This is a genomic window from Lysinibacillus sp. NPDC097279 (assembly GCF_044761745.1).
Lineage (GTDB): Bacteria > Bacillota > Bacilli > Bacillales_A > Planococcaceae > Lysinibacillus.
In genome coordinates, this window is the sequence record NZ_JBIWDA010000001.1 from 1,504,425 (window position 1) to 1,518,571 (window position 14,147).

Annotated in this window: 13 protein-coding genes; 4 read left to right on the forward strand and 9 right to left on the reverse strand. The window is 37.8% G+C overall.

Annotation, left to right across the window (positions count from 1 at the left end):
• Positions 1–37: 37 nt before the first annotated feature.
• Together ACIQ1H_RS07595 and ACIQ1H_RS07600 are read right to left on the reverse strand one after the other, a co-directional pair.
• Positions 38–1,054: an inorganic phosphate transporter gene (locus ACIQ1H_RS07595; RefSeq protein WP_402887763.1), complete on the reverse strand. Its 1,017-nt coding sequence runs from the start codon at positions 1,052–1,054 to the stop codon at positions 38–40.
• An 18-nt stretch (positions 1,055–1,072) separates the two neighbouring features.
• The gene (locus tag ACIQ1H_RS07600; protein WP_402887765.1) at positions 1,073–1,696 is read right to left on the reverse strand and encodes a DUF47 domain-containing protein; all 624 of its coding nucleotides are present in this window, start codon (positions 1,694–1,696) and stop codon (positions 1,073–1,075) included.
• A gap of 384 nt (positions 1,697–2,080) precedes the next feature.
• Between ACIQ1H_RS07600 and ACIQ1H_RS07605 the strand changes: the two genes are divergently transcribed.
• The 3 genes from ACIQ1H_RS07605 to ACIQ1H_RS07615 all read left to right on the forward strand — a co-directional run bounded on the left by ACIQ1H_RS07605 (position 2,081) and on the right by ACIQ1H_RS07615 (position 5,271).
• The gene (locus ACIQ1H_RS07605; protein ID WP_402887767.1) at positions 2,081–2,848 is read left to right on the forward strand and encodes a sulfite exporter TauE/SafE family protein; all 768 of its coding nucleotides are present in this window, start codon (positions 2,081–2,083) and stop codon (positions 2,846–2,848) included.
• 136 nt (positions 2,849–2,984) lie between these two features.
• Positions 2,985–4,367: a Na+/H+ antiporter NhaC gene (gene nhaC / locus ACIQ1H_RS07610; RefSeq protein ID WP_402887769.1), complete on the forward strand. Its 1,383-nt coding sequence runs from the start codon at positions 2,985–2,987 to the stop codon at positions 4,365–4,367.
• Between the two features lie 142 nt (positions 4,368–4,509).
• Entirely contained in the window at positions 4,510–5,271 is a 762-nt protein-coding gene (locus ACIQ1H_RS07615) for a class I SAM-dependent methyltransferase (protein ID WP_402887771.1), read from the forward strand.
• Between the two features lie 905 nt (positions 5,272–6,176).
• On the opposite strand, the gene ACIQ1H_RS07620 is transcribed toward ACIQ1H_RS07615, so the two are convergent.
• From ACIQ1H_RS07620 to ACIQ1H_RS07635, 4 genes are all read right to left on the reverse strand, one after another.
• Complete coding sequence (locus tag ACIQ1H_RS07620; protein WP_402887772.1) at positions 6,177–6,500, reverse strand: YnfA family protein; 324 nt, start codon at positions 6,498–6,500, stop codon at positions 6,177–6,179.
• A gap of 58 nt (positions 6,501–6,558) precedes the next feature.
• A complete protein-coding gene (locus tag ACIQ1H_RS07625; protein WP_402887774.1) occupies positions 6,559–7,299 on the reverse strand; it encodes an urease accessory protein UreH domain-containing protein in 741 nt (246 codons plus the stop codon).
• 44 nt (positions 7,300–7,343) lie between these two features.
• Positions 7,344–8,204: a LysR family transcriptional regulator gene (locus tag ACIQ1H_RS07630; RefSeq protein ID WP_402887775.1), complete on the reverse strand. Its 861-nt coding sequence runs from the start codon at positions 8,202–8,204 to the stop codon at positions 7,344–7,346.
• 150 nt (positions 8,205–8,354) lie between these two features.
• Positions 8,355–9,212: a patatin-like phospholipase family protein gene (locus ACIQ1H_RS07635; protein ID WP_402887777.1), complete on the reverse strand. Its 858-nt coding sequence runs from the start codon at positions 9,210–9,212 to the stop codon at positions 8,355–8,357.
• A 291-nt stretch (positions 9,213–9,503) separates the two neighbouring features.
• Between ACIQ1H_RS07635 and ACIQ1H_RS07640 the strand changes: the two genes are divergently transcribed.
• A complete protein-coding gene (locus tag ACIQ1H_RS07640) occupies positions 9,504–10,148 on the forward strand; it encodes a hypothetical protein (RefSeq protein ID WP_402887779.1) in 645 nt (214 codons plus the stop codon).
• 86 nt (positions 10,149–10,234) lie between these two features.
• Here ACIQ1H_RS07640 and ACIQ1H_RS07645 read toward each other — a convergent pair whose 3' ends face one another.
• The 3 genes from ACIQ1H_RS07645 to ACIQ1H_RS07655 are packed head-to-tail and all read right to left on the reverse strand — an operon-like array spanning position 10,235 to position 14,146.
• On the reverse strand, positions 10,235–11,785 hold the full coding sequence (locus ACIQ1H_RS07645; RefSeq protein ID WP_402887781.1) for a hydantoinase/oxoprolinase N-terminal domain-containing protein: 1,551 nt from the start codon (positions 11,783–11,785) through the stop codon (positions 10,235–10,237).
• On the reverse strand, positions 11,778–12,881 hold the full coding sequence (locus ACIQ1H_RS07650; RefSeq protein WP_337981466.1) for an S-methyl thiohydantoin desulfurase family protein: 1,104 nt from the start codon (positions 12,879–12,881) through the stop codon (positions 11,778–11,780). The genes ACIQ1H_RS07645 and ACIQ1H_RS07650 overlap by 8 nt, the downstream gene beginning before the upstream one ends.
• Positions 12,878–14,146, reverse strand: coding sequence for a cytosine permease (locus ACIQ1H_RS07655; protein WP_402887783.1), 1,269 nt, complete (start codon positions 14,144–14,146; stop codon positions 12,878–12,880). Before ACIQ1H_RS07655 ends, ACIQ1H_RS07650 begins: the two co-directional genes overlap by 4 nt.
• Between the last annotated feature and the right edge of the window lies 1 nt (position 14,147).

Below are 14,147 nucleotides of genomic sequence, written 5' to 3' on the forward strand. Positions count from 1 at the left end.
AAGAATGCACATCAATTGTGCATTCCTTCAATCTATTTTAGAAAAATAAGCTTAAGATAAAGTAAATTGTAGCTGCCATGACAGCTGAGATTGGCATTGTAATAACCCAAGTCGTCACAATTTTACGAGCCATCCCCCATTTAACACCTTTGACACGATGTGCCGTACCTACACCCATAATGGAAGATGAAATAACGTGTGTTGTCGAAACAGGCAAATGGATTAGCGTCGCACCGAAAATAATGGAAGCTGATGCTAAGTCTGCTGCTACACCATTAACTGGGCGGATTTTCATAATCTTACCACCCACTGTTTTAATAATTTTGTAACCACCTACTGATGTCCCAAGACCCATCGCACATGCAGCTGCAAAACGTACCCAAAACGGAATATCGTCTCCTTGGTGTAAACCACCTGCAATTAATGCAAGTGTAATAATCCCCATCGCCTTTTGCGCATCGTTTGTACCATGTGTAAATGATTGTAATGCCGCTGTACCAATTTGCACTGTACGGAATCCTTTATTCGTACGATATAAATTCATATCTTTAAAGACTACTTTAAATATTGACATCATTAAAAAACCAGCAGCAAACGCAAGTAATGGTGAGAAAATAAGCGCTTGAAGTATTTTAATGAAACCTGTGTAATTTAGAATATCAAAGCCTGCTGCTGCAATTGCTGCCCCAGCTACAGAACCTATTAATGTATGAGAGGAACTTGATGGTATTCCAAAATACCATGTTAACAAGTTCCATGTAATCGCTGAAAGTAATGCTGCTAAAATAACAACTGAACCTGTAATATCACCGTCATAAGTATTTAAGGTGAAAGGGTCAACAATATCCTTCGTCAGCGCCTTTGCAACACCCACAAACGTAATAGCACCGATAAAGTTCATTACTGCAGCCATATAAACGGCCGTGCGGGGCTTTAATGCACGTGTTGATACAGATGTTGCAATCGCATTAGCTGTATCATGGAAGCCGTTAATGAAATCGAATATAAGTGCGAACATAACGACTAATATTGTTATCAGTAATATCGTATCCATTATTTAGTACACTCCATCTTACGCATTTCGCATAATTATTGTTTCAATTGTATTTGCTACTGTTTGGCAGCAATCTGCAATATCTTCGAATTGTTCATAAATATCTTTGAATACGATAAGACGCATTGGATCTTTTTCTTGAATAAATAATTGCTTCATAGAAGAACGGAAAATCTCATCACATTCACGTTCATAATCTTTAATTTGAATTGCATGTTTGCGCATTTCAACAAGCTTTTTATTATTTAGCAGTTCCATTGCTTGTACCATTTCATCTGTACTTTTCGCAATATAACTAAGGAATTGGCGCATTGGCTCTGTTACTTCTGTTAAGTTATACATATTAAAATGAGCAATACAACCTTCCATCCCATCGATTACGTCATCTAATTTATTTGCTAATGCTAAAATATCTTCACGTTCAATCGGTGTCATAAATGATTTATTAAGCATGACGATAAGCTCATGAATTAATTTGTCACCGCTTGTTTCATATTGTTTCATTGTATCGGCAATTTCTTTCAATGCATCAATATTATCTTGAATACGCGCATTATGTGCGTAGTAAATGCCTTCTTTCACATTTTGAGAGATTTTTAATAATGCCTGGAAAAATGGATCTTGCTTGCTTGAGTTGAACATTATGTTCCTCCTGTTGATTAAATATTGTCGATTGCTGCAACCATCATAACAAAACCTTTACATAATTCTACATAACTTTAAAGATAAATAAATTGAATTTACAATAATGTAATATAAAAATCGCCACATTTACTTCCAACAGGCTTTAACAAGTTACAAACGTTGGAAATCTTCTAACAAAAACGCGTTTTTTGCTGTGAAATGTAACGTTTTTTCTTTCATTTTTATAAAAATACTTGAAAAAACTTTTTTCTTTTTATTTTTAAATGTAAAGGAATTGTAAAGGTTCTTTTCACAAAAACAACAAACCCCATTGTTATTTTTAGCCATTCACAGTACGCTTACAAGATAGCAAAGATACCATAAGGATGTGTATTACTTTATATGGATATTAATTTACTCTCACTCGGAACATTATTAGTTTTTGGCTTTATCGCATCCTTTTTGAATGCAATTGTCGGTGGGGGCGGATTGATTTCTCTTCCAGCATTAATGGCAGTTGGCTTACCTCCAAGCACAGCAATAGCAACAAACAAACTGGCGAATACCATTAGTAACGGAACAAGCATGCTAACATTTTTACGAGCAGGTAAAGTCGACTTTAAAAAGATAGGTAAAATCTTACCCTTTATTTTTGTTGGCTCACTAATTGGCGCATACACCGTACACCTCGTGTCTCCGTCCATTTTAAAGCCACTTATGCTTGTTATGCTCGTACTTGTAGCTACTTATACAATTTTAAAAAAAGATTGGGGACAACAACCTCATCAACGCATTTTAAGTATTGGGAAAAAACTTGGGTTCCTTTGTGCTTTTGCTGCAATCGGTTTTTACGACGGATTTTTCGGTCCAGGAACAGGTTCTTTTTTCATCTTTATCTTATTAATGAAGGGTAATGACTTCTTACAAGCTGCAGGTAATGCAAAAGCATTTAATTTCACTTCAAATTTAGCAGCTCTTGCAATGTTTTTAGTATTAGGACAAGTTAATTTTCTGTACGGTTTACCGATGGGCTTCGTGATGATTTTCGGCGCCATTTTAGGTTCTAAATTTGCGTTAACTCGAGGTACGAAATTAATGCGAGTTATTTTTATTATTATGACTTGTATCTTAATCGTGAAAAATGCATGGGATTATATTGGCCCACATTAATTAAGCAGGCAGCAATAATTATTGCTGCCTGCTTTTTGTTTGAATTTTCAATCAATTGACATTAATCGTTAGCGTGCTATAATACTTTTGGGCTTCACCGCATTGAAGCGAAAAAGTATTTTGTAGGAGGATTCATATGTTTCGAATTGAAGCAAAAAGTAACCCTCGATTTTTTGAGGCTTGCTTCATTACACTTTTAATTATTGCTACAATGGCAATTAGTATTGGCTATTTAAAGGCAACACCGCATATTCCGATTGTTTTAGTTATTTCGATTTTAATTGCCTATGGTCTTCTAAAAAAAGTTCCGTTTCGTGAGCTTGAGTCTGGGATGATTGCAGGCGCTAGCGCTGGTTTAGGTGCGGTCTTTATTTTCTTCTTTATCGGTATTTTAATTTCCAGTTGGATTATGGGTGGTACAATTCCAACACTCATTTACTACGGCTTTTTAACTGTATCACCTAGCTTTTTCTTTGCAATCGTTTTTCTAATTTGTAGCATAGTCGGTATTTCAGTTGGTAGTTCACTAACAACCGTTGCAACAGTTGGGGTAGCTTTTATGGGAATTGCGGGTGCGATGGATATTTCATTAGCAATAACAGCTGGTGCAATCGTTTCAGGCGCCTTTTTCGGAGATAAAATGTCACCACTCTCTGATACAACTAATCTAGCATCAGGTACGGTAGGCGTAGATTTATTTGAGCATATTAAAAATATGGGATGGACGACAATTCCCGCCTTTATTATCTCATTTGTACTGTATGCCATATTATCTCCATCAAGCGCTAATACTTCTTTTGAAACGGTTGAACAGTTTAAAGTAGGATTACTATCAACAGGTCTTATTCATTGGTATACATTGCTCCCTATCGTTGTGCTTGTCATCATGACATTATATAAAGCTCCTGCACTTATTACACTTGCAGTTGTTTCAATCGTCGGCGTTGGGCTTGCTTACATTCAAGAACCACTTGCACTATCTCATGTATTCGATATCCTTTTCAATGGCTATGTATCCGATACAGGGATTAAGGATGTAGATGCTCTGCTGACACGTGGTGGTATGAATAGTATGCTATTTACGATTGCGCTCGTTTTACTTGCTTTAACAATGGGTGGACTACTATTTACGCTCGGTATTATTCAAAGTATTTTAGCAAAAGTTGAAAGTTTATTTACAAGTGCAGGCTCAGTTATTACTGGTGCGGCCCTTACAGGAATTGGCGTCAACACATTAATCGGTGAGCAATATTTATCTATTTTGCTTACAGGGGAGGCTTTTAAAGCTCAGTTCGCAAAGGTTGGACTTGCGCCCAAAAATCTATCACGAGTAATGGAGGATGCTGGTACTGTTGTCAATCCACTAGTTCCTTGGAGTGTATGTGGTATTTTTATCGCTAGTGTACTAGATATCTCCACGACAACTTACCTTCCATTCACCTTCTTCTGTTTACTTGGTCCAATTTTAACCGTACTATTTGGCTGGAGCGGCAAAACATTAACAAAGCTCGAAAAATAAATGTAGTATAAAAAATCTGCAAGTAGTAGCTTACTTGCAGATTTTTTATTTGTCTTATTCCGAATTGGAATCAAAACAGGCACTTTTTTGCATTTCCGAACAATTTATAGCTTTGTTATGCTAAAACAAAGGAGATGGCGTAATGATGACAATAAAATGGAATGCAAATCTATACGATCAAAAACATGACTTTGTTTCAAAATACGGAGAAAGTTTAGTGAACTTACTAGCCCCCGAAAAACATGAGCATATATTGGATATCGGCTGCGGAACTGGCGATCTAGCAAACGAAATTGCTCAATTTGGTGCTGTCGTTTTTGGAATTGATGCCTCAAATGAAATGATTCAAAGCGCACAACAAAAATTTCCGACACTTAGTTTTAAAACTCAGGATGCTACTATGATGGATTACACACATCAATTTGATGCAGTATTTTCAAATGCTGCACTGCATTGGATGAAACAGCAGGATAAAGTTATCGACAATATCTACCGTGCACTAAAACAACAAGGACGTTTTATTGCCGAAATGGGTGGTCAAGGAAACATTACTTCCATCGTTGGAGCACTTCGAAAAAGTTTGACGGAGCTTCAGCTTCCTTATGAGGAGCATTTTTTTCCATGGTATTTTCCTGCAGCTGAGGAATATCAGAAACGGTTAGAAAGAGCGGGCTTTACCGTTGAAATGATTACTTTATATGAACGTCCAACTAAGCTTCAAGGCGATGATGGATTACGCAATTGGTTAGTCATGTTTAGCGATAACGTGCTTCAGCATTTAAGTGACCATGAAAAAGAGTTAGTTTACGCTAAGTGTGAACAATTGTTAAAGCCTGACTATTATCAAGACAAGCAATGGATTGCCGATTATCGGCGATTACGTTTTGTTGCGACGAAAGCTTAAAAGATAACGAAAAGATTTTGTTATAAAAAAATTAGAAGAGAGCACTAGTTGATAGTAGCAGAGGCGGTGACTCCTGCGGGAGCGCACGCAACGTAAGACGCAACTATCCGCGCGTTAGCGAGGGTTGCGGCTTACGGGGTGCCCGCGGAAAGCATCCGCCGTAGCGGACATCAATGCCATAGCAAAAAATTGTTAGATTGTTTGAGATCAACAATTCTTTCTTTTGCAAGAATAATAAATTAGCAGCGTGCACTAGTTGATGGTAGCGAAGGCGGTGACTCCTGCGGGAACGCACGCAGCGTAAGACACAACAAACCGCGCGTTAGCGAGGGTTGCGGCTTACGGGGTGCCCGCGGAAAGCATCCGCCGTAGCGGACATCAACGATATAGCAAAAAGTGTTAGATTCATGTGATGACAATTTTCCGCTTTGTAAAATGAATGAAGCTATAACTATTCATTCTTTTGCAGTCAATAAAGAAAAAGAATAGAACATTAGTTGATGGTAGCGAAGGCGGTGACTCCTGCGGGAACGCACGCAGCGTAAGACACAACAAACCGCGCGCTAGCGAGGGTTGTGGCTTACGTGTGTGCCCGCGGAAAGCATCCGCCGTAGCGGACATACATCAATGCCATAGCAAAAAGTGTTAGATTGTCTGAGTTCAACAATTCTTTCTTTTGCAAGATTATTAAATTAGCAACGTGCACTAGTTGATGGTAGCGGAGGCGGTGACTCCTGCGGGAACGCACGCAACGTAAGACACAACAAACCGCGCGCTAGCGAGGGTTGTGGCTTACATGTGTGCCCGCGGAAAGCACCCGCCATAGCGGACATCAACGGCATAGCAAAAAGTGTTAGATTGATTGTAGTCAATCTAACACTTTTTCTCATTGTCTCCGCTTCTTATTATGAACGAGGCCATAACATGACCATGACCCCTACTATGCATATACTAGCTCCAATTAAATCTAACATATCTGGCTTTTGCTTATCTATTCCCCAACCCCACAAGATGGAGAGCACAATAAAGACGCCTCCATATGCTGCATAAACTCTGCCGAAAGTTGGAAATGATTGAAAAGTCGCAACGACACCATATAAAGCTAATGCTATGCCTCCTAATATGCCCCAATAAAATGGTTTACCTTCCCTTAACCAAAGCCATATTAAATAGCCCCCTCCAATTTCGCCAATACCTGCTACGATAAATAATATAATTGCGTATATCATGTTTTCACACTTACTTCCTATTCTTAATATAATTTGACCTACATTTCACTTACCTTCCTCATGAAGTAAAGTCCCAATATGTCATGGTATCCATTACCCCAATAATGATTAAAATTAGTCCTGCGGCAATTTGTATCACTCTACCCATTTTCATGCTTGTTTTCATAATAATTCGTTTTGCATCAAAAAAATAGATAAGTGTCAGCATTAAGATTAATGGTACTGAAGTCGCAATGCCAAAAATTGCTGGTAAAATAAAGCCGTAGGAAGTCGTTATGACTGTCGGCATAAGCCAAACAAAGAAGAGAACAAACATTGTTGGACAAAAGGCAATGGCAAAACAAGACCCCATTATAAATGAACCAAGCTTCCCCTTTTTCAGCACTAATGGGATGCGTGATGATAGTTGATGTAGCCAACTTAATTTCAAGATGCCTATAAGAACAAGACCCGTCAACAACATAATTGGCCCTATCACCTTTCTGAAGATTGGAAAATAGCTAGTCATTGTCGTTTCAAAGGACTGTCCAAGTAGCCAAGTAAATAAGCCAATCAAACTAAAAACAACGACTTTACCGATTATAAAAAATAACACTTCCCCCCAATTATTTTTCAGTTGAATCGTACGATTACCGTAGAAAGTAATAGCACTCATATTACCAGTCAATTGACAAGGTGCTAGTGCGCCCACTAACCCTAAAAGTAACGCGACGATGAGTGGCGAATGTTCATAAGAGTTTAAAAATGAAGTAATGGGGGCACTAACGAAGCGACTAATTTCTGACATCAAACTATACATGTTTCTCACACCTTCATTCTAGTTATGAAACCAACTTCCGAACATTACTTGTTATTATAAATGTCATGACAAACAGTCAAAAATACTTCAATATCTGTCGTCATATATTTAGCTAAAAAATAAGTGTTTGACACAATATGTGAAAACTCTTTTACCGAACAACTATGGAGTAATTGCTCATGATTGGCAGCTTCAATTACACTTTTCGGTAAAAAAGCTATGCCCAAACCTTGCTTAACGAAATTTTTTATGACTTCCGTTTGATTAAGCTGCATACTTTTATAGCTCGGCCATTGTTGAAGCACTTGCTGTACCTCTTGCCAATATGGCGCATATTCGTGAATTAAAATCGTTTCTTGCTGTAAAAGTGCCATTGGATCAGTAAATTTTTTGCCTATCGGTACGATTAGTTGGAGTGGCTCTTGGGCAAGCATTTCCATATGTAAAGCACGCGTGGATGTAAGTTTCGAGATACCTATATCGACAGCTCCTGCATAAACCGCTTCCCCAATTTCATTTGATTTTAACAGTTCTATTGCTAGCTGAATGGTAGGCTTTTGGTGTTGAAAATAATCAATAATAGCTGGTAACGTAGAATTAGCAATTTGTGGTGCAACGCCAATCGTTAATGTTGAAGTAAAACCACTTATTAAAGATTGGGTACTATATATTGCTTCGTCAACGGTTGCTACTATCTTTTGGGCTTGGCGTAAAAAGTGTGCTCCGATGTAATTTAATTTTACATGCTTTGCTTGCCGTTCAAAAAGAGGTGTTTGTAATGCTTTTTCTAAATGCTGAATATGTTTCGATACTGTCGATTGTGTAATAAAAAGTCTTTCTGCCGTCTCACGAAAATTTTCAGTTTCCGCTGCCACGATAAACGTTCGTAACCATTCTGTTTCCATAGACGATGCCTCTTTTAAGTTTTTCATATATTATAACGAAATTATCGTGGGACTTGGAACCTTTTCAAACTTTGTATGTGACTAAAAAAAGAATAAAGGAGCATCCCTATTTTAAATAAAGACACTCCTTGTATAAATTTAAATATAAAATCATTTTAAAAATTGTTTTAATGCATCTATTTGTTGTATAGCTTGCTCATAGCCCATGTCATAATTTTTACGCATTTGCACCATATCTTTCTCAAAGCTGTTAAGCGGTTCTGTTGGGCGGAATATAAATGCTTTTCCTTGTGCCTCCAACTTTTCACAATACTCTAGTGAAGCATTATAATGGTCTGCACGTTTTTGCATGCTTGTCACCAAATTAGGATACCGTTTTGCAAGTAGTTTCATAGCCCACTTGCTTTGGCGATCCATTTGTTTACGGTAGCCTTTAGGTCTTGTTAACACAAGTACATGCTTTTTAAAACCGTTTTCGACACCATGCATTATCGGAATTGGCTCCGCTAAACCTCCATCATAATAGGGTGTATTATTTAGTTTTATTTCTGGAAAAAGGATAGGGATAGCACAAGTTGCACGCAACATCATACATTGGCGATCCATTTCTTGTGCATTCATATACTCAACTTGCCCTGTTGCAGCATTCGTTACGCCAAAAAGTAATTTCCCATCATATTGCTTGTACGTATCCCAATCAAAAATATCTAGCTCATTAGGAATAACATTATAAGCAAAGTCTAAGCCAAATAAGCTCTTTTCTTTAAGGAAATTTTTCATGCCCATATATCGTTTATCATGACGATAATCCATTAATACACGCAAAGATCGTTCCTTTTGCTGTGACACATATGAACAAGCATTGATAGCACCTGCTGATATGGCTACAACATAAGGCATCATAATGTCATGCTCTAAAAATGCATCCAATACACCCGATGTAAACAACGTACGAAATGTCCCACCCTCTAATATTAAACTTGAATCTTCCACATTCACTTGTAGCATACCATCACTCTTTCGCTCTATATTCTATTTTAGTTTACCGCATATGCCTGCTTTTTGATAACATAGCTAGTATCTATATTGTAAAAATCTTGTTCTTGACGGTTTACCATAACCGCTCTACACATATGTAATTTTATGTTAAAATTTATATAAAATAGATAATAAAGTTCATCATAAGCTAATATTTCAAAATGCCATTCGTCCAAATACGGTGAGGCATTATTTAAATTTATAAAGATAGAAAAATTTTCTGTTTTAGTGTGGGACTACAAAAATATAAGGAGCTAAAGTATGAAAAGTAACATTCAATATTATGAAAGTGAATTTCAAAAGTTCCAACCCTTTCAACACTTGACTTCGCGGATTCAAGATATGGGAAATAAGAGCAATTATGGCGCTAAACTTGCTTTAAAATGGACAGCGCTTGTTAAGCAAAAACTAGACAATGCAACATATCCAGTAGTTCATCCGATTGGGCAAGAGACTTTTTCATTATACGTAGAATTCCCAACTGGTGTTTTCGAATATGCTTTCGATATTGACGGTGCTAGTTCCCTTATAAAAGAAAACAAGATGAAGCCAGTCAAGGTTTTTCCATCGAGTATTATTCATTCTGTTGACCGAGGTAACATAAATACAGATCCAAACAATATAAAACCAAATCACAAAAACCCTATAATGATCCTCCAAAGTGAATATATAACTGATAATAAACCATATTGTATTAATGGGAACCATCGTATATTTGAAGCTTATCAAAATAATGATACACCAATAGAAATATTTGTTTTTAAAGATTTAGCGTTTCATTCTTTCTTTTATGATCTTTTAAGCAAAGCTATTTATTTTATTGAGATTGATTACAAAAATGTAGTTACGAACAGAAGAGATTTTATACAAAATAAGCAGAGTGCTTTCGCATATGAATTTGATTAGTAGTTATTCTTTGAAGCGAGGCAATAGATACGATAGTAGGGATACAATAAAAAACGCAGAGTTCCCTAAGAAACTCTGCGTTTTCTTTATGCCATTTTGCCGACAACTTTTACTTTTAATCTCGTGGCGTTTTCTGGATGATAAGCAAGTGGCGTTTCTTCCACTTCTACTAATTCAATCGACTCTGGAAGTGCTCCAGCTAAAACCGCTTGCTTCACTGCTTTATTTTGTGCGTCTTTCAATGACTCTTCACGTGGCTCTTTTGCATAAATGTAAATCTGTTCATATTGCCCGCTAATTTGAGCAATGGATGCGCCAATTGCATTGGCAACACTCCCATGTTCATTTTTAATAACGCTTGCGACCCCACGTAATGATTCAGGTACAATAATACTGCCCCCACCGACTAAAACGAGTTGCACATCTTCTGATGAAGTTTTCATTTTATCAATAGCCTGTTCAAGTAACGACGCCATTTCTTTTTGTACGTCTTTGGCAAATGCTTCATCAAGATGAGCTACTAAACTACGATCTCCTATATCTGCAAGACCTAAGCGCACAGCAATATCTGTTGTTGTAAGCGTGTCGCCTCCAAAGACAAGTGCTTCTTGGCTAATTTTATAGCCTACACTATCAGGGCCAACCGTAATCTTGCCATCATTAACACGAACGATACTACCTCCGCCTAGTCCAACCGAAATAATATCGGGCATTCTAAAGTTTGTGCGGATATCCCCTACTTCTACAGCGACAGACGATTCTCTTGGAAAACCATCCTGTAGGACACCAATATCAGAAGTTGTTCCACCAACATCCAACACCATCGTATCTTTAATTTGTGATAAATACGATGCACCGCGAATACTGTTCGTCGGTCCACAAGCAATTGTTAGTATAGGGAATTGTTTTGCATAATCAATCGACATTAACGTTCCATCATTTTGACATAAATATACTTCCGCATTAAATATACCCTCTGTTTGCAATGCATGAACGAAGCCTTGTGTTGTTGTTTCAATTACTTTGCAAAGAGCTGCGTTTAGGATTGTTGCATTTTCACGTTCAATTAATCCCACTGAACCTATTAAGGAAGAACAGGAAATAGGAAACTCGTCGCCATACACTTGTTGAATAATATTACGAACCTTCAATTCTTGATCATTTTTAATAGAAGAAAAGACCCCAACGATAGCGATAGACTCTACTTCTTGTCGCCAGCCCTCTAATAGCGATCGTATTTCATTTTCGTCAAGCTGACTTAATACTTGCCCGTCATATTCGTAGCCACCATGTACTAAAGCATAATTCCCTGATAGGTTGTCCACCATATCTTTCGGCCAAGCAGTATATGGCAATACTGATGCCGTTGCTGGATAGCCAAGACGAATAACACCTACTTTTGCTAGTTTTTTACGCTCTACAATTGCATTCGTACATTGTGTTGTGCCTAGCATGGCATGGCTAATTTGCGTTTTATCAATGGCTAAGTCTTGCAATAAATTTCGTAAAGACGTTTCTATCCCCGTTTTAATATCTAAGCTAGTTGGTGATTTCACACTATGAATTAGCTTATTATTGTTATCTAAAAGGATGGCATCTGTATTTGTTCCACCTACATCAATTCCGATTTTATACATGTTCAGCTGCCCCCTTTTTGACGATTTCCTCGATTGGCTCATAATCATAATCATAGCCAAAGTATTTTGGACCTGCTGTTTCGATGCCTTTTGCCGTGCGCCATTTTTCATTAGCAGGCAGGCCAATAACACGTACACGTTTGCCATATTTCAAACTTTCTGTTGTGACAGGTAATAATGTTTCGTAATCTACTAAACAAATTAAATCTGGCGTCATCGCAACAACTTGCTCATTTTTTTCTGCTAGCAGGTTTTCATTTTGGAAATGGACTTTCATCTGTTCATCTTTATTGACATCAATGCCTTCAAGATTCATTTTCCCAAGATTAAAGCCGCCCTTCGTTTCTCGAATAACATCTACGATTTTACCTTGGAATAATTCGAAGCCTGAAACAAGGTTCAGCAATTCTTGTAACTTGTCATTTACTTCTTTATTTTTTGACGCTATGATTTCTCCAATTTTTTCAGAAAGTGTAATAATGTGATGTACACCACTGTTCTTCATTTGTGCACCAGTTGTAGGATACAAGCTCACTAAAGCACTGGCGCCCATTTCTACTGTCGCCGTACGAGCTAGTCGTTCTGTCCATTTATTATCAATCGTTTCAAAAATACCAATATTGCCTTTTTCATCAGTAATCGCCATCGGTGTTGCTGATATCCCATCTAAATGGAATGTCACCATCTGCAATTCTGGGAAGGCACGTCCCATGCCATCACAATCAATAAGTGGTAAGCCAAGTTGTGCAGCTACTACAATTGGAATCATTGAGTTCACGCCACCAGCTTCCATTGGATACGTACCTGCAATTTTCTCTTTCCCTAAATATTGAGCAAGCTTTTGGAAAACTTTCACGAATTCATCGCCACGCGGAAACTTCTCGACTAAAACAGAAGGCGCCCCCATCATTGCAGCAGGAATAAAAAAGTCTTCATCTGCTATTTCATCTACTGAATACAATTTGACAGGCCCATTTTTTTCAATTGCAGAAAGTGCCATAAGCTTCCCGATGTAAGGATCTCCGCCTCCTCCAGTACCTAAAAATGCTGCGCCAATTGCAATATTTTCAATTGCCTCTTTATCTAAATATCTCATCTATTTTCCTCCAATAGTATCGATTTTTGTACAGTTACCCGATGCCCTATATAATAAATAACAAACGAAATGACAATCCCGATTAAAGGCTGGTTAGGTATTTGAGGCAACTCAGGGAATAACGATAAAACAACTGGCGCACTGGCAATAATTGCGCCTGCTAACCATGAAAATACACCTAAACGATTGACCCCTTCTACCTCATGCCAACTATTTTTATTACCTTTATTCATAAACCAGTATGAAGCAATCATTACGCCCGCAACTGGTGGTATCATCGCCGATAATATTGACATAATCGGTGTAAAGTAATTAAGTATCCCGATTACAGCCAGTAGTGTTCCAACTGTTCCTGCAATTCCGATTGCCACTTTTTCTTTTTCCTTTGAGACATTAAAGACATTAATTAGAGCAATTCCTCCTGAAATGGCATTGACCAAATTCGTTTTCCATGTTGCTAAAATTAACGCCACACCACCAATAAATGGTGTTGCAATATTTAAAAAGACGGCCGTAATATCACTTGTTTGATAAGCAATTGTTAATACAGCCCCTACACCAATCATTAAAATGCCTGCAGGGATAATGCCAAATGTTGCTGCTTTAAAAACATCAGCTCGTTTTTTGGAAAATTGCGAATAATCACCTGCTATAACGGCTCCTAAAGCAAATGAACCAATCGTTACAGCTAAGCCATCCATAAAGCTCATCGTTTGTGTCGGTTTGTAATCCAAAATGATTTGCAGATGGTCTCCACTCAATGTTTGTACTAAACCAACTATACAAATGACAACTAATAAAGGTACGGCAATATAACTTAATACACGTAGTACTTTCATTCCATAAATTGCTGAAATCACCATTACCAACCCACTAAGGAAAGAAGCGAATGGCGTTGGTATATTCACATTAAAATGCGCTAATAAATTCGCTAACGCTACCCCACACACATTGGCCTGAATACCAAACCAGCCTAAGCAGGCGATAGCTAATATAATCGACAAAATCGTGCGAGATCCTGTTTTACCAAACACATGCCCTGCGACATGAACGGTTGGTTTTCCTAAATCACTGCTTTGCATACCTTGCAACACCATAATAATGACAACAATCGTATAGCCCACTAGTGCTACGGTAAGTGCCATCGGTAAAGTCATACTTGAGATAAGCGTATTCCCGACTAGTAAACTCGGTATACAAATCATCGCACCAGCCCAAATAATACCCAAACTATACCAGGACTGTTCATTGCCTTCGTTTCTCATA

Excerpts from the sequence above, each read along its gene's own strand:
- ACIQ1H_RS07630 (WP_402887775.1), bottom strand. The coding sequence starts at position 8,204 with ATGGAAACAGAATGGTTACGAACGTTTATCGTGGCAGCGGAAACTGAA.
- ACIQ1H_RS07650 (WP_337981466.1), bottom strand. The coding sequence starts at position 12,881 with ATGAGATATTTAGATAAAGAGGCAATTGAAAATATTGCAATTGGCGCA.
- ACIQ1H_RS07620 (WP_402887772.1), bottom strand. The coding sequence starts at position 6,500 with ATGATATACGCAATTATATTATTTATCGTAGCAGGTATTGGCGAAATT.
- ACIQ1H_RS07605 (WP_402887767.1), top strand. The coding sequence starts at position 2,081 with ATGGATATTAATTTACTCTCACTCGGAACATTATTAGTTTTTGGCTTT.
- ACIQ1H_RS07615 (WP_402887771.1), top strand. The coding sequence starts at position 4,510 with ATGATGACAATAAAATGGAATGCAAATCTATACGATCAAAAACATGAC.
- ACIQ1H_RS07625 (WP_402887774.1), bottom strand. The coding sequence starts at position 7,299 with ATGTATAGTTTGATGTCAGAAATTAGTCGCTTCGTTAGTGCCCCCATT.
- ACIQ1H_RS07645 (WP_402887781.1), bottom strand. The coding sequence starts at position 11,785 with ATGTATAAAATCGGAATTGATGTAGGTGGAACAAATACAGATGCCATC.
- ACIQ1H_RS07655 (WP_402887783.1), bottom strand. The coding sequence starts at position 14,146 with ATGAGAAACGAAGGCAATGAACAGTCCTGGTATAGTTTGGGTATTATT.
- ACIQ1H_RS07595 (WP_402887763.1), bottom strand. The coding sequence starts at position 1,054 with ATGGATACGATATTACTGATAACAATATTAGTCGTTATGTTCGCACTT.
- ACIQ1H_RS07640 (WP_402887779.1), top strand. The coding sequence starts at position 9,504 with ATGAAAAGTAACATTCAATATTATGAAAGTGAATTTCAAAAGTTCCAA.
- nhaC (WP_402887769.1), top strand. The coding sequence starts at position 2,985 with ATGTTTCGAATTGAAGCAAAAAGTAACCCTCGATTTTTTGAGGCTTGC.
- ACIQ1H_RS07635 (WP_402887777.1), bottom strand. The coding sequence starts at position 9,212 with ATGCTACAAGTGAATGTGGAAGATTCAAGTTTAATATTAGAGGGTGGG.
- ACIQ1H_RS07600 (WP_402887765.1), bottom strand. The coding sequence starts at position 1,696 with ATGTTCAACTCAAGCAAGCAAGATCCATTTTTCCAGGCATTATTAAAA.